General features: G+C 62.6%; 15 protein-coding genes. 9 read left to right on the top strand and 6 right to left on the bottom strand.

Annotation, left to right across the window (positions count from 1 at the left end; all coding sequences use genetic code 11):
• Window positions 1–119 precede the first annotated feature (119 nt).
• Entirely contained in the window at window positions 120–827 is a 708-nt protein-coding gene (locus B4M43_RS11835) for a PA5502 family lipoprotein (protein WP_296267206.1), read from the top strand.
• A 124-nt stretch (window positions 828–951) separates the two neighbouring features.
• Here the strand turns inward: B4M43_RS11835 and katE are convergent, their stop codons facing one another.
• Window positions 952–3,096 (bottom strand): catalase HPII, encoded by a 2,145-nt coding sequence (gene katE / locus B4M43_RS11830; protein WP_296267204.1) that lies wholly within the window; start codon window positions 3,094–3,096, stop codon window positions 952–954.
• A 223-nt stretch (window positions 3,097–3,319) separates the two neighbouring features.
• Here katE and B4M43_RS11825 point away from each other — a divergent pair, with 223 nt between their 5' ends.
• Genes B4M43_RS11825 through B4M43_RS11815 form a run of 3 tightly spaced genes read left to right on the top strand, consistent with a single transcriptional unit; the run spans window position 3,320 to window position 5,827 of the window.
• The gene (locus B4M43_RS11825; protein ID WP_296267202.1) at window positions 3,320–4,327 is read left to right on the top strand and encodes a methionine ABC transporter ATP-binding protein; all 1,008 of its coding nucleotides are present in this window, start codon (window positions 3,320–3,322) and stop codon (window positions 4,325–4,327) included.
• On the top strand, window positions 4,327–4,998 hold the full coding sequence (locus B4M43_RS11820; RefSeq protein WP_296267200.1) for a methionine ABC transporter permease: 672 nt from the start codon (window positions 4,327–4,329) through the stop codon (window positions 4,996–4,998). Before B4M43_RS11825 ends, B4M43_RS11820 begins: the two co-directional genes overlap by 1 nt.
• A 58-nt stretch (window positions 4,999–5,056) precedes the next feature.
• Window positions 5,057–5,827 (top strand): MetQ/NlpA family ABC transporter substrate-binding protein, encoded by a 771-nt coding sequence (locus B4M43_RS11815; RefSeq protein WP_296267198.1) that lies wholly within the window; start codon window positions 5,057–5,059, stop codon window positions 5,825–5,827.
• Window positions 5,828–5,869: 42 nt separating this feature from the next.
• On the opposite strand, the gene B4M43_RS11810 is transcribed toward B4M43_RS11815, so the two are convergent.
• The 3 genes from B4M43_RS11810 to B4M43_RS11800 all read right to left on the bottom strand — a co-directional run bounded on the left by B4M43_RS11810 (window position 5,870) and on the right by B4M43_RS11800 (window position 10,065).
• Window positions 5,870–7,987, bottom strand: a complete 2,118-nt coding sequence (locus B4M43_RS11810) for a M48 family metalloprotease (protein ID WP_296267195.1) — start codon at window positions 7,985–7,987, stop codon at window positions 5,870–5,872.
• Window positions 7,988–8,358: 371 nt separating this feature from the next.
• Entirely contained in the window at window positions 8,359–9,351 is a 993-nt protein-coding gene (locus B4M43_RS11805; protein ID WP_296267193.1) for an RHS repeat-associated core domain-containing protein, read from the bottom strand.
• Window positions 9,352–9,432: 81 nt separating this feature from the next.
• Entirely contained in the window at window positions 9,433–10,065 is a 633-nt protein-coding gene (locus tag B4M43_RS11800; RefSeq protein WP_296267191.1) for an SCO family protein, read from the bottom strand.
• A gap of 421 nt (window positions 10,066–10,486) precedes the next feature.
• On the opposite strand from B4M43_RS11800, the gene B4M43_RS11795 reads away from it, so the two are divergent.
• The gene (locus B4M43_RS11795) at window positions 10,487–11,128 is read left to right on the top strand and encodes a hypothetical protein (RefSeq protein ID WP_296267189.1); all 642 of its coding nucleotides are present in this window, start codon (window positions 10,487–10,489) and stop codon (window positions 11,126–11,128) included.
• A gap of 214 nt (window positions 11,129–11,342) precedes the next feature.
• On the opposite strand, the gene B4M43_RS11790 is transcribed toward B4M43_RS11795, so the two are convergent.
• Together B4M43_RS11790 and B4M43_RS11785 are read right to left on the bottom strand one after the other, a co-directional pair.
• Window positions 11,343–12,872, bottom strand: coding sequence for a SulP family inorganic anion transporter (locus B4M43_RS11790; protein WP_414707831.1), 1,530 nt, complete (start codon window positions 12,870–12,872; stop codon window positions 11,343–11,345).
• 192 nt (window positions 12,873–13,064) lie between these two features.
• Window positions 13,065–13,793: a carbonic anhydrase gene (locus B4M43_RS11785; protein WP_296267187.1), complete on the bottom strand. Its 729-nt coding sequence runs from the start codon at window positions 13,791–13,793 to the stop codon at window positions 13,065–13,067.
• Window positions 13,794–14,200: 407 nt separating this feature from the next.
• Between B4M43_RS11785 and B4M43_RS11780 the strand changes: the two genes are divergently transcribed.
• From B4M43_RS11780 to B4M43_RS11765, 4 genes are all read left to right on the top strand, one after another.
• Window positions 14,201–15,595 (top strand): TolC family outer membrane protein, encoded by a 1,395-nt coding sequence (locus tag B4M43_RS11780; protein ID WP_296267186.1) that lies wholly within the window; start codon window positions 14,201–14,203, stop codon window positions 15,593–15,595.
• Between the two features lie 56 nt (window positions 15,596–15,651).
• Window positions 15,652–17,814, top strand: coding sequence for a type I secretion system permease/ATPase (locus B4M43_RS11775; protein ID WP_296267184.1), 2,163 nt, complete (start codon window positions 15,652–15,654; stop codon window positions 17,812–17,814).
• Window positions 17,811–19,226 (top strand): HlyD family type I secretion periplasmic adaptor subunit, encoded by a 1,416-nt coding sequence (locus B4M43_RS11770; protein ID WP_296267182.1) that lies wholly within the window; start codon window positions 17,811–17,813, stop codon window positions 19,224–19,226. Before B4M43_RS11775 ends, B4M43_RS11770 begins: the two co-directional genes overlap by 4 nt.
• Before the next feature lie 110 nt (window positions 19,227–19,336).
• Window positions 19,337–19,840 carry a DUF5625 family protein gene (locus tag B4M43_RS11765; RefSeq protein WP_296267181.1) on the top strand — a complete coding sequence of 168 codons (504 nt, stop codon included), beginning with the start codon at window positions 19,337–19,339 and terminating at the stop codon, window positions 19,838–19,840.
• Window positions 19,841–19,937 lie beyond the last annotated feature (97 nt).

Genomic DNA, 19,937 nt, shown 5'->3' with positions numbered 1-19,937 from the left:
TGTGGGCTCGGGCACCCTGCAACCTTTGGCTGGGTAAAGGGTCTGTAAGAGCTGTTTTCGAGCGTGCGCACCTGGGTGTAGACTTGCTCGCTTTTTTGCGCAATCAGAGAGTCGCAGGAATGAAGCCGTTCGCTACCCGTTACCTCCTCCTTGCCGTCTTTTCGCTGACGCTCGGGGCCTGTTCCAGTCAGCCGGCCGAGCCACCGATCGTGGCGGCCCAGCCCGACGCCTGGGCGCAGTTGCAGCAGACCATCGCCAGCCACGAACTGGCCACGGCCGAAGACCAGCTCAGCGCCTTGCAGGCCAAGACGCCGGACGACGCCCGTGTCGAGCCATTCCAGCGGCAACTGGCCGAGGCCTACCTGCAGCGCAGCCAGATCGTGCTGCAGAAGGGCGACGTGAATGCCGCCGCCACCGCTTTGGCCCGTGCCCGTGCGCTGATGCCACAGGCGCCTGCCGTGGTCGGTGGCGATTCGGTCGCCCAGGCGCGCAAGGTCGAACTGGCCAAAGCCGAGGCTGCGCTGCAGGCAGCCGAAGCCAAACCCAAGGCGCGGGTCATCGACCCCACCGCACCGACTACGGTGGTCGCCCTGCACACCACCGACATCGAAGCGATGCGCCGCCAGCTCGACGACATTGCCGCCGACGTGGTCAATTACCACTGCCAGGTGGTGTTCCAAGTGCCGCGCAGCCAGGACGCGCCCTGGTTGAAAACGCTGCTCGCCAAGCGTGTGCACAGCCTAGATTCCGATTTCGTCCTCAAGCAGCGCCATGAAATCCAGCGCACGCTGTCGGCGCGGGCCGTGCTGATCACGCAGCAACCCTGAAGCCGGTCCAGAGACGAAAAAAGGGGCAAACCGCATAGACGGTTTGCCCCTTTTTCGTGTCTGACATCAGATCATCCCTGATCCGTAGCGGCCCTGACCTACGCCAGAGCCGCCATGTCTCGCATCAGGCAGGAATCGCTTCGGCGGCAGCCTCACGGTCCCACACGCGGTGCTCTTTGAGCACGGCCACGAAGCTGTCCACAGCCTTCTGGTCGTCGCCCAGCAGCAGACCTTTGTCCTCGGCCAGGCCCAGGGCGGTCAGCAAGGCTTTGCCGTCGGCAGCCAGACCCATCGGCTTGAGGTGTTTGTACGCCTCGAGCAGATAGTGCTTGGCCAGGCCGCTCTTGCCCAGTGCATCCAAGGCCGCTTTGCCGGCCGGCACCCACAGGCCGTCGATCATCACCGAAGGCATGCCTTCCATCGACGCATCCACCTTCAGCTCTTTGCCGTCGGCGGTTTTCACCGGGGCGCTGGACGGGCCGAGCAGCAACACACGGGCGCTTTGCGCTTCGAACGCCTTGGTCAGACGGTCGACACTGGCGCCATCGACGCCGTCGGCCACCAGCAGGGCGATCTTGCGGCCCTTGATGCCGACCGTGCCGGGCAGGTTCATCTGGCTCAGGGCCGGCGAGGTCTTGGTGCTCGAATCCTTGACCTCGACGGTGCCTTTCTTCGGCGCCGGCAGGCCCAGGTTGGCTGCTACGGCCGCCGCCAGTTCCAGGTCGATATTGGCCAGAATCTCGTTGACCTGGCGCGCGCGGATGTACTCGCGCTCGACCTTGCCCAGCTCGAAGCTGTAGGCCTTGATGATGTGCTGCTGCTCGTTCTTGCTCATGCTCTTGTAGAACAGGCGCGCCTGCGAGAAGTGGTCGGAGAACGAGTCGCTGCGCTCACGCACTTTGTGCGCATCGACGCGCTCGTAGTACGTCTCGAAGCCGCCGTCTTTCGGGCCGGCCGGGGTTTCCTTCGGCCAGCCGCTGTCGATGGAGTTCGGCTCGTACGACGCCTGGCCCTTGTGGATGGTGTGGCGATGGATCGCATCGCGCTGGTTGTTGTGGTTCGGCGCGATTGGACGGTTGATCGGGATCTCGTGGAAGTTCGGCCCACCCAGACGGCTCAGCTGGGTGTCGGTGTAGGAGAACAGACGGCCCTGCAGCAGCGGGTCGTTGGTGAAGTCGATGCCGGGCACGATGTGGCCTGGGCAGAAGGCGATCTGCTCGACTTCGGCGAAGAAGTTGTCCGGGTTACGGTTGAGCACCATCTTGCCCAGCGGGGTGACCGGTACCAGCTCTTCCGGGATGATCTTGGTCGGGTCGAGCAGGTCGAAGTCGAACTTGTGTTCGTCTTCCTCTGCGACGATCTGCACGCCCAGTTCCCACTCGGGATAGTCGCCGGTCTCGATGGCTTCGCGCAGGTCGCGGCGATGGTAGTCGGTGTCTTTACCGGCCAGCTTCTGCGCCTCGTCCCACAGTACGGAGTTCACGCCGTTGTTCGGCTTCCAGTGGAACTTGACGAAGCTCGCCTTGCCCTCGGTGTTGATGAGACGGAAGGTATGCACGCCGAAGCCTTCCATCATGCGCAGGCTGCGCGGAATGGCGCGGTCGGACATCGCCCAGACCACCATGTGCGCCGATTCCGGCACCAGGGAGACGAAGTCCCAGAAGGTGTCGTGCGCCGAGCCGCCGGTAGGCATCTCGTTGTGCGGCTCGGGCTTCACGGCATGCACGAAGTCCGGGAACTTGATCGCGTCCTGGATGAAGAACACCGGCATGTTGTTGCCCACCAGGTCGAAGTTGCCTTCGTCGGTGTAGAACTTCACGGCGAAGCCGCGCACGTCGCGCACCGTGTCACCCGAGCCGCGCGGGCCCTGTACGGTGGAGAAGCGGGTGAAGACCGGGGTGATCTTGCCTTTTTCGCTCAGGAAACCGGCCTTGGACAGGGCGCTGTGATCGCCATAGCTCTCGAAGTAGCCGTGCGCGCCGGTGCCGCGGGCGTGGACGATACGCTCCGGGATACGCTCGTGGTCGAAGTGGGTGATCTTCTCGCGCATGATGAAGTCTTCGAGCAGCGAAGGCCCGCGCGCACCCGCTTTGAGGGTGTTCTGGTTGTCGGAAATCTTTACGCCCTGGTTGGTGCGCAGGGCCTGGCCGGTCGCATCGCTGCGCACGTCGCCCAGGCTTTGCAGCTTGGCGTTGGTGTTGGCCTTGTCGGGCGTATCGACCCCGGCAACCTCACTGTGTTTGGAATCCGGCGTCTTGTTGGTCGGCATCTCGGGTGCTCCTCATCATTACAGGCTGCCCATTCGGGCTCGTTCTGCTAGTGACTGAGGAGGTTCCGTCGGCGTTCCATCGGATTTACCAAGGGTCGCGATATGACGGTTGGTTAGGGGATCGGTGAAATAAATGCTAAGAACGCCTCCCGGAAAAGGCTAAAATGCGCGATTTCGGCTCACCGCCGGACAACCCTTCCCTGCGCCCCACAAGGTTCGCTACGTGATCGAGTTCCAACATGTGCACAAGACCTACCGCGTCGCCGGTAGGGACATCCCCGCCCTCCATCCCACCGACCTGCGCATCGAAAACGGCCAGGTGTTCGGCCTGATCGGCCATTCCGGCGCCGGCAAAAGTACCTTGCTGCGCCTGATCAACCGCCTGGAGAACCCCAGCGGCGGCACCATCGTGGTCGACGGCGAAGACGTCACCGCCCTCAACGCCAACGGCCTGCGCCGCTTCCGCCAGCAGGTCGGCATGATCTTCCAGCACTTCAACCTGCTGGCCTCCAAGACCGTGGCCGACAACGTCGCACTGCCGTTGATCCTGGGCGGCGAACTGTCGCGAAGCGCCATCGACCAGCGGGTCACCGAGCTGCTGGCGCGCGTCGGCCTGTCCGAACACGCCAAAAAATACCCGGCGCAGCTGTCGGGCGGGCAAAAACAGCGGGTGGGCATCGCCCGCGCGTTGTCCACCAACCCCAAGATCCTGCTGTGCGACGAGGCCACCAGTGCCCTCGACCCGCAGACCACCGCCTCGGTATTGCAACTGCTGGCCGAGATCAACCGCGAACTGAAGCTGACCATCGTGCTGATCACCCATGAGATGGACGTGATTCGCCGGGTCTGCGACCGCGTGGCGGTGATGGACGCCGGGCAGATCGTCGAGCAAGGCAGCGTCGCCGACGTGTTCCTGCACCCGCAGCACCCCACTACCAAGCGTTTCGTGCAGGAAGACGAGCAGGTCGACGAGCACGAACAGCGCGACGACTTCGCCCACGTGCCGGGGCGCATCCTGCGCCTGACCTTCCAGGGCGAGGCCACCTATGCGCCGCTGCTGGGCACCGTGGCCCGCGAGACCGGGGTCGACTACAGCATCCTGGCCGGGCGCATCGACCGCATCAAAGACGTGCCCTATGGGCAACTGACCCTGGCCGTGACCGGCGGCGACATGGACGCCGCGTTCGCCCGCTTCGCCGCCGCCGATGTCCATATGGAGGTATTGCGTTGATGGACGCCGTGAATTTCTTCGCCAACGTCGACTGGAGCGAGATCTGGCTCGCCACCGGGGACACCCTGATCATGCTGTTCGGCTCGTTGCTGTTCACCGTATTGCTCGGCCTGCCACTGGGCGTGCTGCTGTTCCTCTGCGGGCCGCGGCAGATGTTCGAGCAGAAGGGGGTGTATGCGCTGCTGTCGCTGGTGGTCAACGTGCTGCGCTCGCTGCCGTTCATCATCCTGCTGATCGTGATGATCCCCGTCACCGTGCTGATCACCGGCACTTCGCTCGGTGTGGCCGGGGCCATTCCACCGCTGGTGGTCGGCGCCACGCCGTTCTTCGCCCGCCTGGTGGAAACTGCGCTGCGCGAAGTGGACCGCGGCATCATCGAGGCCACGCAGTCGATGGGCGCCACCACCCGGCAGATCATCACCAACGCGCTGCTGCCCGAAGCCCGCCCAGGTATTTTTGCCGCCATCACCGTCACCGCCATCACGCTGGTGTCCTATACCGCGATGGCCGGCGTGGTCGGTGCGGGCGGGCTGGGCGATCTGGCCATCCGCTTCGGCTACCAGCGTTTCCAGACCGACGTCATGGTCGTGACCGTGGTGCTGCTGCTGTTGCTGGTGCAAGTGCTGCAAAGCGTCGGCGACCGCTTGGTCGTGCATTTTTCCCGCAAATAAGCGGATTCGGATCGGCCGACCGCGCGTCGGCCGCCCTGGCCCCCATGAGGAGTGATTGATGAAGAAACTGCTTGCTCTGGCCGCCGCCGTCGCGGCGTTCTCGGCCCAGGCCGATACCCTGACCGTCGCCGCCAGCCCGGTGCCGCACGCCGAGATCCTCAATGTGGTGAAACCGCTGCTGGAAAAGCAGGGCGTGGAGCTCAAGGTCAAGGAATTCACCGACTACATCCAGCCCAACGTGCAAGTGGCCGAGAAGCGCCTGGACGCCAACTTCTTCCAGCACCAGCCGTACCTGGATGAGTTCAACAAGGCCCGTGGCACCGACCTGGTCAGCGTCACCGGCGTGCACCTTGAGCCTCTGGGCGCATACTCGGACAAGCTGAAAAAGCTCGACGAGCTGCCCACCGGCGCTACCGTGGTGATCCCCAACGACGCCACCAACGGCGGCCGCGCCTTGCTGCTGCTGGCCAAGGCCGGGGTGATCACCCTCAAGGACAACGGCAACATCCTGTCCACGGTCAAGGACATCACCGGCAACGGCAAGAACCTGAAATTCCGCGAACTGGAAGCGGCCACCATCCCGCGTGTGCTGACCCAGGTCGACTTGGCGCTGATCAACACCAACTATGCCCTGGAAGCCAAGCTCGACCCCGAGAAGGACGCCCTGGCCATCGAAGGCAACGATTCGCCCTACGTGAACATCCTGGTCGCGCGCCCGGACAACAAGGACTCGGCCGACATGCAGAAACTGGCCGAGGCGCTGCACTCGCCGGAAGTGAAGCAATTCATCAGCGAGAAGTACAAGGGCGCGGTGATCCCGGCGTTCTGAAGCTCGGTTGCACTGCTCACGCGCCTGCGTGAGCAGTTCCCCTCAGCGCTCGGCGTCGGCCGCCGCGCTGACCGCCACAGGCGCCGGCTGGTCCAGCGCGTTCAACGCCTGATGGGCATGCCCACCTTCCACATATTTGCCTACCAGCTCCGCCAGTGCCTGGGGTTTGAGCGCCTTGCCGTCCACGCGCCAGCCCGCCAGCAACACGGTGATCATTCGCGTCTTGGGCTTGAACTTGGCATCGGGCTCGAAGAAGCGGGGCTTGCGGAACAGCGGCAGCGGCGCCTCGTCATCCAGCTTGAATTGCACGCCGACGCCACTGCCGACCAGCAAGCGGAAACCGTCGATCAAATGCAGCGGTAACGGCTCCGGGGCATTGGCGAAGCGTACGGTGTGCGCGTCGAAGATCAGCGCGGGCGTGTCTGCGCGGCGCACCAGACGCCAGCCCATCGCGGCGAACAGCACGCCCAGCACGAACAACGTCCCGCCCAGGATATGGAAGAACGTCAGCAACGCGGGTTTGGCGGTAGGCGCGTGGGGCCATAGCGCCACGGCCAGGCCGCCGATGCCGAACGCCAGGCTGAACGCCATGACCAACCGCCCGCGCACCTGCGCGCCCTCATGCAGCACGCAGCGCGCCTGCACCGCCTCAATCCGCGCTTGCAGGTTCTGGCGCAGCTCCGAGCGGTTCTGCACCAGGCGCTCGCCCAACTCGACGCTCAATTGCCGCGCCAGTATCGGCGCGCCGGGCAGCGCCTGTTCGAGGGTGGCCAGGGCCGCCTGCGGCACCACCGGACGCAAGCCGTTGCCGGCGTATACCGCATCCAGCCCCAGGCCCAGCGCCTGGATGCGCTGGATGGTCGGCGGATGCGTGTCGCTGGGGTGGGGCAACTGGGTGTCCAGCTCGCCCTCGGGCAAGCGCGGCGGCTGCGTGGCCAAACGCTGCAACAGGGCCTGGAGCACGTCTTCGGGCCAGGCTTCGGGCTGTTGGCACCAGTCGTCCAGGCAAGCCTCCACCACCGCGCCCAGGGCAGTGGTGCGCACCAGCGAATCGACCACGGCCTGGGCGCCCTCCAGGCGCGCCGCAGTGGCATCGGCCAACAGTTCGCGGTTGCGGCTCCAATGGCTGACGGCCCGGTCGAAGCACTGCATGAAGTGCACCGCTAGGCCGTATGCCGGCATGGTCAGCAAACCTTGCAGGAAGCCGCCTTCCATCCGCTCGCCCAATACCCCGACGCTGCGCCAGGCACCGTCGTAGATGGGCATGAAGCGGATGCTGTAGTCGGTGTCCTGGCCCGAGAAGTGCGCCAGCTCATGGCCGATCACCGCATCGGTTTCGCGGGCGTCGAGCAGCGCCAGCAATGGCAGCGGCGCATACAGAGTGCGACCTTGCAGGCGCTGCCCACTCGGGCTCAGCTCGACGTCGCTGGAGGTCACGTAGAAGCCGTCGAGGTAGCCCACCACGATGTGGTCCGGCAGCAGCGCATCGAGGCGCGTCGCCAACCCGCGCACCCGCGCCCACAGGGCCGGTGCCTGGGCCTCGGTCAAGGACGTGCCGAAAATGGCGTGCGGCTCGCTGTCGAACACCTGGCTCATGGCCTTGAGCTGGCGCGGCAGACGGTACAGCGGCCAGAGCATGGCGATCATGACGATGCCCACCAGCATTTGCAGCTTCATCACCCCCGACGAGCTCTGCTCGAGCGTGAACAGCCACAACGCTTCATAGGCGATTTCCAGCACGACCGTGACGGTCAGCAGCAGCATCAAGGCCAGCAGCACCGTCGGCAGGACCTGCCGGCCCACGTAGAACAGGCTGACCAGGCGATCCCTGGAATGCAGCGCGGCCTTGCCCGCCCAGTGCAACGCCAGCAGCGACGCCGCGCCGAGCAGCAGCAACAGGCCCGCAAAGCCTTGCGAGACGCCCGGTAGCCAACCGCCGATGCGCGCGATGGTGACCTCGCGGTCGACCTGGTGCAGCTTGCGTTGCGCCAACGCCTCGGCCAGCGCCGGGGAATGCGCTTGGCCGCCGATGTCGATGCGCTGGCGCGAACCCTCGGCCTGCAACTGCTGCATGTTGAGCACGAAGCCTTGCAGCTCGCTTTGCACCTCCAGGCTTTCGGTGCGCGAGGTGTCGGCGCGATGGCCTTGCCACAGAGCCATCAGGAATAGCAACAGGGGTAGCAAGACTAGCCGCCAGCCTAAGATCCGTTGATCACGCGTCATGCCTACAACCCCCTTATCCTTGCCAACTGCCATTTCATGTACTGCTCCTTTTTTGAGAACCGACTACGCAAGGAGAGCAATGATAATGCAATTGAATAGATCGAAGAGATTCGAACGTTTCGAGCACTGAGCAAGGCGCGTCAGGCATCGATTGAAACAGGGCAGACGACAATCGACTCCCCCGTTGTCGGGCACGCTCGTTCCGATTCGGAAAGGGTCGTCGTAAGTATTAAACTCTGTGAGCTTGATATGATCATTAAATGCTAAGCAATCCCTATACAGTTGGACGCTTAGCGCTGCACAGCGTTTTATTTATTTTCCCTGATAGATTTTAGTCGACTGTATATCCAGTAGGAAACCTTCCCCCTCCAAACTTCAGGAATATTCTTATATAATTTAATTCCATATCTCTTACCATCACTGAATGCATCGAAGTATTCTTTTATTCCTTGCCGATAGATTGATGCACTTTCCGGATTAATTTTGTTAGGTATCTCCTTCTGAAGAATAGCTAGCAAACTATCTTTTTCTTCAACAGTTATTGGATTATTCCACCTCGTGCGCTTACGACTGCCTCCGGCCACGAGCGAACGTTTTGTAGAGCTGCTGGCCAATAGGCTGGGGCCGGGTGTTGGGCTAGGCGGACCTCCTTGGAGAGGTGGGGTAGCAATACGGGAGTTCGTGCTAGGCGCAGGCGCTTGGGAAACTAAGAGAGCGGCAGGAGCAGGTGCGTGCGTAGACTCTTGGAAAGTAGTCTCCCAGTCCGGGGTTACCATCGGCTCGGTCATGAATAGCCTAGTGCCATTTTTACGCGGGGGTGATGGCGTTGATAGACGTGACGATGGTGTGGTCCAGTTGCGATTCGGCATATGTCCACTGTGATCGCTGCTATTGACAGGATCGCCTGCACAATATGCATAGCTGTTCATCGTCATGAACGGGCTTAATGAATCGGGTGAGCAGAACCGCATAAGAACAGGGTTATAGAGCCGGTAACCATTACCGAGCAGATACCCCATTAAAAAATCGTTTCTGACCGCCCCGGTAAAGCCGATCCAGGAGCGTAACCCCTCCTCCACGCCATAGGGGGTATAGACCGCCGCACTTGGACGTTCGTCATCAGCTTCGAAAATCGGTGAGGCTTGCCGGTCGCTTCCCAACAAAAGTGTGCTTTGGGACGCGCCCTGCGAATCGCTCTGCGCGAGTACCGAAAACCCCGCTCTCAAAACCGTTGAGTCACGTTCGCTCTCTATGAGACTGTGTGCATCGTCGTTCTGGTAAAAAATCTTCCGCCTGTTCATGAGGGGCTCCAGGGTGAGGCGATTCCTCACCTTCCGGATTATCCGGAGCCGCCACAACTGGCAAAAATGCCAGCTGGCGGATCAGTCTTGCATGACCAGTTCAGGCAGCCGCTTCACCAGCTTCTCACTACTGAACGGCGCCCGGACGAACCCCCGCTGCCGCCCGTCCGGCCCGACCAGCGCCAGGTTGCCGCTGTGGTCCACGGTATAGCCGGGCTTGCGCGTGTCGGCGGGGATGAACGGAATGCTCAAGGCGTTGGCCAGCGTCTGCGTGTCGCCAATCGACCCGCGCAGGCCGATGAAGTGCTCGTCGAAATAGGCCAGGTACTGCTTGAGCTGGGTAGCGGTGTCGCGCTCGGGATCGACGCTCACCAGCACCACCTGCAAGCGCTCCAGCGCCCGCTCGGGCAGTTGCCGCTTCACCTCGCGCAGCTGCGCCAGGGTGGTCGGGCAGATGTCCGGGCAATAGGTGTAGCCGAAGAACACCAGCGACCACTTGCCCTTGAGCTGACCAAGGTTCACCGGCTGGCCGTTCTGGTCGGTCATGCCGACCTCGGGCAGCGCACGGCTTTGCGGCAGCAGGATGATGCCGGCCGCGGTCAGCGCTTCGGGATTGAGGCGTGCCTTGCCGTTGAGCGCCTGATTGACGATCAGGCCGGCGATCAGCGCCGCCAGGGCGACCAGGACGATGACGGTTTTCTGGGTTCGGCTCATGGCATGGGCTACCGGAAGTAAGGGACGCGCGACACGGTACCTGAGCTGGCCACGGCGGGCCAGGCAGGAGTGCGCAGAGATGGCTAGCGAAAATACCGCTGAAAAAGGAAGTAGGGTGCACCGGCCGGTCTTAGGGCTGCCTGCTCGTAGAGGGAGAAGCGGCTCGCTGACACAAAACATGTTTCAAAACGGTGTACCGTTTGTGAACAAAGCCATCCAATCGCGTGGGCAAGAATGGTTCTCAGCCGTTGGAAGATCGATTGCAGGCCGCATGTTTGCTAGGTTTCAGCCCAAAGGGGGCAACGCTATATATCCCAGCACCTAAATGGTGCAGGGCGTTATGACTAATCGGTCTTAAGCATTTGGTATACCGAGCTACCTTAGTGGCTTCCGTATGTCCTGCCCTACCCCTGGAGTTGTCATGAACATTGCCGCTTTACGCGAGCAGATCACCCAAGCCCACCAACACGAGCGCCAGACCGGCCAGCTCGAGCAACGTCTGGAACAGCAACTGCCCCATTTGCACCCGCTCATCCAACTGCCCGAGCAAGACCCTCGCGGTACACTGGCACGCTTCGTCAGCGCCTACATCGAGCAGGTCCCCGAGTTGCTCGAGGCCGCATACGCAGTGTCGCGCGAAGCGGGTATCGAAGCGCAGATCAAGCCGGTACTGAAGATCGCCGAGGCGTATTTCCTGTTGCCGCCGAGCGAAGTCGAGGGCCAGGTCGGGCTGCAATGCCTGCTGGACGAGGCTTACTTGGCGCACCGTTTGGTGGAGGAGGTCAACGACCTGTACATCCGCCATTTCAGCCAGCCGCTGATTCCGCTGGATACCACGGTCGCCAACCTGATCGCCCATCAGCTGATCGGCGAAACCTTCGCCAATCAGCTCGACGAGGTGGTGCACCACTCGGTCGAGCAGTTGCTCGACGAAGAAAGCTTCGCAGTGGAGTCGGTCGAGCAGTACCGCGACACGCTGTGCAGCCCGGAAACCGGCGCGGCCTGGAAGCGCTGGCCGTGCCTGTCGCGCCAGTGGGGCGTGGCGCTGGACCAGTCGGCCTGAGGTCCGATTGTCAGCCAGCGGCTAAACGGTCCGCAGGCTGCGCCCAAGTGGTAGACACCTGGCCTGGCGTGCAGCCTGACGGCCGTGGCGATCACCTCATGTGGCACCAACTCCGGTTGTCGGTCAGTCAAGGAGGTAGGCGCACCGGAGCGGTCGCACCTACCTGATCGGCTGACATCGGCCCTTTCTGCTTCAATGCCACCCTCGACGTCGATCAAGCACCTGCCGAGCTGCGCATCTGCCCTTCGATGCGCCGCTTCAGGCGCCGTTGCTCGATCCACAAGCGCGAGCCGTGGGCCTGGTTGCTGCGCCCCCAGTCCTCCAGCAGTTCCAGGCAGGCATGGTCGATGTAGCTGACATTGCCCAACGGCACGTGCAGCGTGGTGCCGGCCGGCACGGTTTCCAGCACCTGGGTCAACGCCGGCACCTTGAGGAAGGTCGCAGCGCCGTTCAAGCGCAGCTCCATGTGCCCGGGCCGGTCCAGTTCGACCAGGTTGATCTTCAAGCGCGCCGCTTTCAGCGCCAGGGTCAGCAGGGTCATGGCGAAGCCCAGCAACACGCCGGTCAAGAGGTCGGTAAAGATGATCGCCAAGGCGGTGACGGCGTAGGTCAGCATCGGCATGCGGCCGTACTGGCCCAGGCTGCGCAAGGCCTTGAAGTCCACCAGCTTGACGCCGGTGTACACCAGCACCCCGGCCAGGCTGGCGATGGGAATCTGTTGCAGCACGCTGCTCAGCGCCACCACGAAGGCCAGCAGCCACACACCGTGCAGGATCGCCGAGGCCCGCGTCTGCGCGCCGGCCTGGACGTTGGCCGAGCTGCGCACGATGACGCCGGTCATCGGCAACGCACCGAGTATGCCGCAGAGCATGTTGCCGACGCCTTGGGCCGACAGTTCGCGGTCGAAGTCCGAGCGTTGGCCGCTGTGCATGCGGTCCACCGCAGCGGCGGACAGCAGGGTTTCGGCGCTGGCGATGAAGGCCAGGGCGAAGGCGGCGACCAGCAGGGAAGGGTCGGCGAGCTTGAGCAGGTCGTCGAAGCGCAGCCAGTCGATCGCTTCCGACAGGTCCGCCGGCACCACCACCCGGTTGACGGGCAGGGCCAGCCACAGGCTCAGGCCGGTCATCGCCGCCACACCCAATAGAGCGCCCGGCACGAAACGCAGGCGCTGCGGTCGCCAGCGCTCCCAGCCCCACATCAGGGCGATGGTGCCCAGGCCCAACAAGCCGGCCTGCCACCCGGCGCCCGGGCTTTCCAGCGGCAGCGCCGCCATCACCGTGGCGGGGAAGCCCACGAGGTTCGCCATGCCCGAAGGCTGTGGGGAGGCGTCGAACATCACGTGCACCTGGGACAGCACGATCAGCACTCCGATGCCGGCGAGCATGCCGTACACCACCGCCGGCGCCGTGACCCGGAACCAGCAGCCCAGGCGCAAGCGCCCGGCCAGCAGTTGCAGCACGCCGGCCAGCAACAGGATCGGCCCGAGCATGGCCATGCCGTGTTCGCGCACCAGCTCGAACACCAGCACCGCCAGGCCCGCCGCCGGGCCGCTGACCTGCAGCGGCGAGCCGGCGATGAAGCCCACCACGAGGCCGCCGATGATACCGGTGATCAGGCCCTTGGCCGGCGGCATGCCCGAGGCGATGGCGATGCCCATGCACAGGGGCAGGGCCACCAGAAAGACCACGACCGAAGCCAATAACTCGCGCGGCAGGGCCGCTTTGATCTGTGTGACGTTCACCATGACGCTCCTTTCCTATCTCAATTTCCCGGCCATTCCACTGGCCAGTCGCACACAAGGTTCCCGAACGGCGCGCAGGCGCAAGCCGCCAGGGGGAAATCCGGCAGCACGAACAGGGTCGTTTCAGGGAAAGCGATGGCCGCGCCGTACCCCACGGGTACGGCCGGCTATCAAGGCATGTTCAGCGCGGGTCGCTTAGTAGCGGCCTCTCGGGGTGGCGCAAGGAATCGAATCGCCTTCGGTCAGCGGCAGGAAGCGGTCGCCGGCAGCATCGTAGGCTTCGATCTGGCTGGTCTCGATGTCGTAGATCCAGCCATGGATGTGCAGCTGGCCCGCAGCCAGGCGCGACGCCACCGACGGGTGGGTGCGCAAGTGGTGCAACTGGGCGATGACGTTCTCGCGGGTCAGCAGTTGCATGCTTTCGTGCTCGGTGCCGCAGGAGCAGTTGTCCTCGACCACGGTCCGGGCCACTTCGGCATGGCGCAGCCAGGCGGACACGGTCGGCATCTTGGCCAGCGACTGCGGGTTGAGCACTGCGCGCATGGCGCCGCAGTCGGAGTGGCCACAGATGATGATGTGGTGCACGCCCAGGGCCATGACCGCGTATTCGATGGCGCTGGAAACGCCGCCGTTCATCTGCCCATACGGCGGCACCACGTTGCCGACGTTACGGGTGACGAACAGGTCGCCCGGCGAGCTTTGGGTGATCAGTTCGGGCACGATGCGCGAGTCGGCGCAGGTGATGAACATGGCGCGCGGCTTCTGCGCGGTGGCCAGTTTCTTGAACAGCTCCTGCTGCTCCGGGAAGACTTCGGTGTGGAACCGCAGGAAGCCGTCGACGATGTGTTTCATCGCGCTTTCGGCGCTTTCGACCGGAGCGGCCGGAGCGGCCGGAGCGGCCTTGTTAGGGTCTTTGACGGGCATGGTTCATCCTCTAGGCGGTGGGCGTACAGTCCATGTTACCGGGGAAAAATGAGTGCTATGCGGGGATTTAGATGACACGCACAGGTAATTAATCACAGCCGCTTGGGACTGATTTCCTACGCTATAGAAGAAAACTTAACTGAAACTTAATTGCGACGGCTCTGGAACGTGCGTCCTAGAGCGCTTTGGCGGGAATTTGATAATAGCAAAAAAGTATCAGATGCCAAGGGGTATGAGTGGAATTGTTGGTTGGTAATAGTGCGAATGCAGGCATCAAGGTGACCCACTCAGACAAAACGGGATGTTGGGAAATACCCCACAAAGCGCGAGGTGGTTTTCCGATTTATAGCGGACTTTTCAACGCCCTAAGCTGACATTCCTTATTGCTCAGCCAAGCGTGAACTGCCATGACTCGATACGCCATCCTGCTTCAAGTCATGCTTTGCGGCCTTCCAGCCCTCGTGGTACCGCCCTTGGCCCATGCCGAGCCGGTCGACCTGTTGCACGTCTATTCACAGGCCGTGGTGCAAGACGCCCGGCTGAATGCATCGCGCCATCAGTTCCAGGCTCAGCGTGAAGATGTGGCACAGGCGCAGGCAGGCCTTCTACCTGCGCTTACGCTCGGCGCCACCGCCGAGACCGCCCAAGACGACCTCACTGCAGGCCCACGGACGCGCAGAGGCATTGGGTATCAGGCAAACCTGACTCAACCCCTGGTTCGTCTCGACCGCTGGTATGGCCTCAAGGCCGCCAAAGCCGCCACGAACCAGGCGCAACTGGAGCTTGCCGACAAAGAGCAGGCTTTGATCCTGCGAACGGCCGAACTCTATTTCGACACGCTCAGGGCCATCGATGCCCTGGCCGCCACTGCAGCCGAAGTCAAAGCGCTCCACCGCCAGCAAAGCCAGGCCCAGGCACGGCTGACCGATGGCGCTGCCAACATTACCGATGTGCTGGACGCTAAAGCGGCCTATGACAATGCGCTGGCCAACCATAAGCGCGCCGAACGCGAAGTGGCCGATGCATTCGAAGCACTCAACCGCCTGACTCGGCAGAACCACAGCGAAATCGTCGGCATCACCCACGCACTGCCCATCCAGCCGCTCGAACCCAGCGATCCCGGCGTCTGGGTCGAGCAAGGGCTGCGTGGCAATCTTGCTCTGTTGGCCAGCACCCAAGCCGTTGGCGTTGCCGAGCAACACATCCGCCAGCGGCAGGCAGGTCATGCCCCAACGCTCGATGCCGTAGTGTCGTGGCGCCAGAGCACGCTCGGCCAGCTCGGCTATAGCGACCCATTTGCCGAAACCCGCTTGGCCGTCGAACTCAACATTCCGATCTACCTCGGTGGCCTGACCGCTTCCCAGGTACGCCAGGGTACCGCGCGCCTTTCGCAGCGCCAGCAAGAGCATGAAGACCAGCGCCGCGAACTCGTTCTGCGAATCCGCAACCTGCACCGCGCAGTCAATGCCGATATCGAACAAGTACATGCACGCGGGCAAAGCATCCGTTCGAGTCAGGCGTCACTGAAAGCCAACCAAGTCGGTCGGGTGCTCGGCTCGCGCAACACCGCAGACGTGCTCGATGCTGAACGCCGCCTCTATCGCGCCGTGCGTGAGTACAACGATGCACGTTACGCCTACATCCTCGACACGCTGAGGCTCAAACAGGCGGCGGGCAGCCTCGCCCACCAAGACCTGGTCGAACTTTCCCGGCATCTGCGGGCGCATGGCGATCGCCCGCATGACCTGCTGCCGCCCCCTGCACAAACAGTCGAGCCGCCCGAAACAAGCCGTTCCGGCTAACCCGCCTTGGTTTTTCCTTTCGCCTACCAAACCGTACCGCCCTGCATGGACGTCTCATGACCCAAGATTCTACCGGCCCCCAAGACAGCGGCCTCGCCTGCCTGCTGATCCTGGCTCGCTTTCACGACCTGGCAGCCTGCGCAGACCAACTGCGCCATGAACTCGGCCTTGACCATGCCTGCCTGGACCTTGCGGGGCTGTTGACCGCAGCGGGCAAAGTCGGGCTCAAAGCCAAGCGTGTCCAGACCTGCCCGCGACGCTTGTCCACCACGCCCCTGCCTGCCATCGCTGTGGATCGCGATGGCCAATTCTTCATCATCGCTCGTTGTGAACAGCAGCAGATCCTGATTCAGGACCCGACAGCCCATGGCCCTCAAGTCATCGACCAGGCGACCCTGGAGCAGCGGTGGGCCGGCACGCTGGTGTTGGTACGAACCGAAGCGGCTACGCCTGGCGGACCGGCCTCGCGCTTCGACTTCACCTGGTTCATTCCCGCCATCGTCAAGCATCGCAAGCTGCTGGCCGAAGTGCTGCTGGTCTCGCTCGTGCTGCAACTGTTCGCCTTGCTCACGCCGCTGTTCTTCCAAGTGGTGATGGACAAGGTACTGGTGCACCAGAGCCTCACCACCTTGGATGTGATCGCCCTCGGATTGCTGGGCATCATGCTGTTCGAAACGGCCCTCAGCGGGCTGCGCCACTTCGTCTTCGCCCACACCACCAGCCGCATCGACGTCGAACTCGGCTCGCGCCTGTTCCATCACTTGATCCACCTGCCGCTGGCGTACTTCCAGGCACGTCGGGTCGGCGATTCGGTGGCGAGGGTCCGCGAACTCGAAACCATCCGCAACTTCCTCACGGGCAACACGCTGACGGTCATGATCGACGTGCTGTTTTCGGTGGTCTTCATCGGTGTGATGTTCCATTACAGCGGCTGGTTGACCCTGATCGTGGTCGTCTCGCTGCCGCTGTATGCGCTGATTTCGCTGTTGGTGACACCGGTACTGCGCCAACGATTGCAGGAGAGCTTCAACCGCGGCGCCGACAATCAGGCGTTTCTCGTCGAGACCGTCACCGGCATCGACACGCTCAAATCGATGGCGGTCGAGCCGCTGGTGCTCAAGCGCTGGGACGGTCAGCTCGCGGCCTACGTGGCGGCCGCCTTCAAGACCCAACTGCTGTCGAATCTGGTCAACGAAAGCGTAGGGCTGATCGGCAAGCTGGTGACTGTCGCCACCCTCTGGTTGGGCGCAAAACTGGTCATCGAAGGGCAAATGACCGTTGGCCAGTTGATCGCCTTCAACATGCTGGCAGGCCGTGCGGCGCAGCCGATCATGCGTTTGGCGCAGCTGTGGAGCAATTTCCAGCAGACCGGGGTTGCCGTGCAGCGCCTGGGCGACATCCTCAATGCCCGCAGCGAGTGCTCGACCTCGGCGCGCAGTGCATTGCCGCCATTGCAAGGACGTGTCGAATTCGACCAGGTGCATTTCCGCTACCGCGCCGATGGCTCGGAAGTCCTGCGCGGGGTAAGCCTGGAGATCTCAGCGGGCGAGGTGATCGGCATCGTTGGCCGCTCCGGGTCCGGCAAGAGCACCCTGACTCGGCTGCTGCAGCGGCTGTACGTGCCCGAGCGCGGGCGAGTGCTGGTCGACGGCATGGACCTCGCGCTCGCCGAGCCCAGTTCCCTGCGGCGACAGATCGGCGTAGTCCAGCAGGACAACATGCTGTTCAACCGCAGCATTCGCGAGAACATTGCTCTCAGCGCCCCTGGCCTACCCCTGGAGCAAGTCATGCAGGCGGCTCGTCTGGCCGGAGCACACGATTTCATTCTGGAGCTCAGCGAAGGCTACGACACGCTGGTGGGTGAGCACGGCGCGTCCCTGTCCGGGGGCCAGCGCCAGCGTATCGCCATCGCCCGCGCCTTGATCGGCGATCCGCGCATTCTGATTTTCGACGAAGCCACCAGCGCGCTGGACTACGAGTCCGAACGCATCATCCAGCAGAACATGCGCTCGATATGCCAGGGCCGCACCGTGCTGATCATCGCCCATCGCCTCTCGGCGGTGCGTGAGGCCCATCGCATCGTCGTGGTGGAGCGTGGACAGATCGTCGAGCAGGGCAGCCATGCCGAGCTGCTCGCCCTGGAGGCGGGCCACTACGCGCACTTGCACCGGTTGCAACATGCCGATGGGCCTGCGATGGCCAATGGGGTGCGCCCATGACATTCGACACCACACTCTGGCAGCGTTACCGCCTCGCCTGGAAACAGGCATGGGCACAACGCAAAACCGGCGCCGCACCCGCCCGGCTGCGCCATGAGATCGACTTCCTGCCCGCCGCACTGGCGCTTCAGGACGCGCCGCCGCACCCCGCACCGCGCGGGTTCGCCTGGGGCATCATGGCGTTCGCGGGCCTGGCGCTGCTGTGGGCGTGCCTGGGCCGAATCGATGTGGTCGCGGTGGCCAGTGGCAAGGTGGTTCCCAGTGGTCGGACCAAGCTGATCCAGCCCAGCGAAACCGCCGTGGTCAAAGCCATCCATGTCACTGACGGCCAACGCGTGGAAGCCGGTGAGTTGCTGCTGGAGCTGGACCCGACCACGGCCGATGCCGAAGTGCGCCGCAGCGAAAGCGAGTTGATGGCCGCCCGCATCGATGTGGCCCGAAGCACGACACTGCTCGACGCGATCGCCAATGGCCGGGCACCCCAAGCCCTGCAAGGCGATCTGTCCACGGTCGACGCCCCTCCGGCTCGCGATGCCCTGCACTGGGTACAAGGCCAATATCAGGAGTACCGCAACAACCTCGACCAGGCCGAAGCCGAGGTTCAGCGCCATGCCGTGCAGATCCAGGCGGCCCAGGCCCAAGTGGCCGGGCTGCGCAAAACGCTGCCGATCGCCGCGCAACTGGCCGAGGATTACCGTCACCTACTGGCGCAGCAATACGTCGCTCGCCACGAATACCTCGACAAGCAGCAAGCCCACCTCGACCTACAGCGCCAGTTGCAGCTGCAGCAAGACAGCGTGCGCCAGGCCAATGCGGCCCAAGCCGAAGCCCGCAAACGCCGCGAAGGTGTGGTCGCGCAGGCTAGACGCAACATGCTCGACCTGCAGCAAACCGCCACGCAGAACGTCGCCAGCCTGCGCCAAGCGCTGGCCAAGGCGCGCTACCACGAAGCGCGCACGCACCTGCTAGCGCCTGTGGCCGGCACCGTACAGCAACTGGCCGTACACACCGTCGGCGGCGTGGTCACTCCCGCCCAGGCGTTGATGGTCATCGTCCCGCACGACCAGCCGGTCGAGGTCCAGGCACTACTGGAGAACAAGGACGTCGGTTTCGTCCAGGCCGGCCAGACCGTGACGGTCAAGGTCGAGACCTTCACCTACACCCGTTACGGCACCGTCGAGGGCGAAGTGCTGAGCGTGTCGCGCGACGCCATCGAGGATGAGCGCAAAGGACTGGTGTACAGCAGCCGGATTCGGCTGGCGCAGGACCACTTGCAGGTGAAGGGCAAGGAAGTGCCGTTGGCGCCAGGTATGGCGGTAAGTGCGGAGATCAAGACGGACCAGCGCAGTGTGATCAGTTATTTCCTGAGTCCGTTGCAACAGCATGTGCAGGAGAGTTTGCGGGAGCGGTGAGCCCAATGAGCGCTTTATCTATGATCCTGGTGGTTTTGATCACATGTTAATGGTTATAGAAAAGCTGCACGCTACCCAAAGACATACACTTTAAGACTAAGGAGTTTCGGATGATCGAATACATACAATTTTGGCTGTGGATAATTAAAGGAACATTTCTTTGGCTGATATTACCTGCGCCGCTAGACATCCTGCAGCCGTTTGAGAAGATAGAAGATGCACGCGTAAGCAGCGCCGAATTTGTTGCACACAGGGAAAAACATTATGCGTTTTCTTTAGCGTTCGTTCGGCCTGACAAGATAAGCGACATCGACAAGCAAGAAAAGATCACCGGCACGGCTTATGAGCACGGCACTCCCATTAGTGTTCAAATCACGGTACATAGAAATAACCGAATATTTCTCAATCAAGAATTTTTTGTCGATGGCACTTACTGGACTCGAACTTATTCGCTTGGCGGACGTACATTTCATGCTGACATGAGGCTGGTCCATACAGTCAAGCTACCGCCTGGCGATTACAAAGTTGCCATGAGATTTACAGATAAAAACCTGACATTTGAAAATATCGAAATGTATGGCTTATACAGGAGCTTCCGTTCAAATAAAAATTAGTCCCAAATTACTTTCATTCGAGTAGGCATAGCATTCTCTCATAATAAAGGTGCGCCTCATAGATAATCGGCTCTCTAAAACTCTTGGCAGTTATGAT

The organism is Pseudomonas sp. UBA6562, assembly GCF_002434265.1.
GTDB lineage: Bacteria > Pseudomonadota > Gammaproteobacteria > Pseudomonadales > Pseudomonadaceae > Aquipseudomonas.
This window is presented reverse-complemented; position numbering and strand designations above follow the sequence as displayed.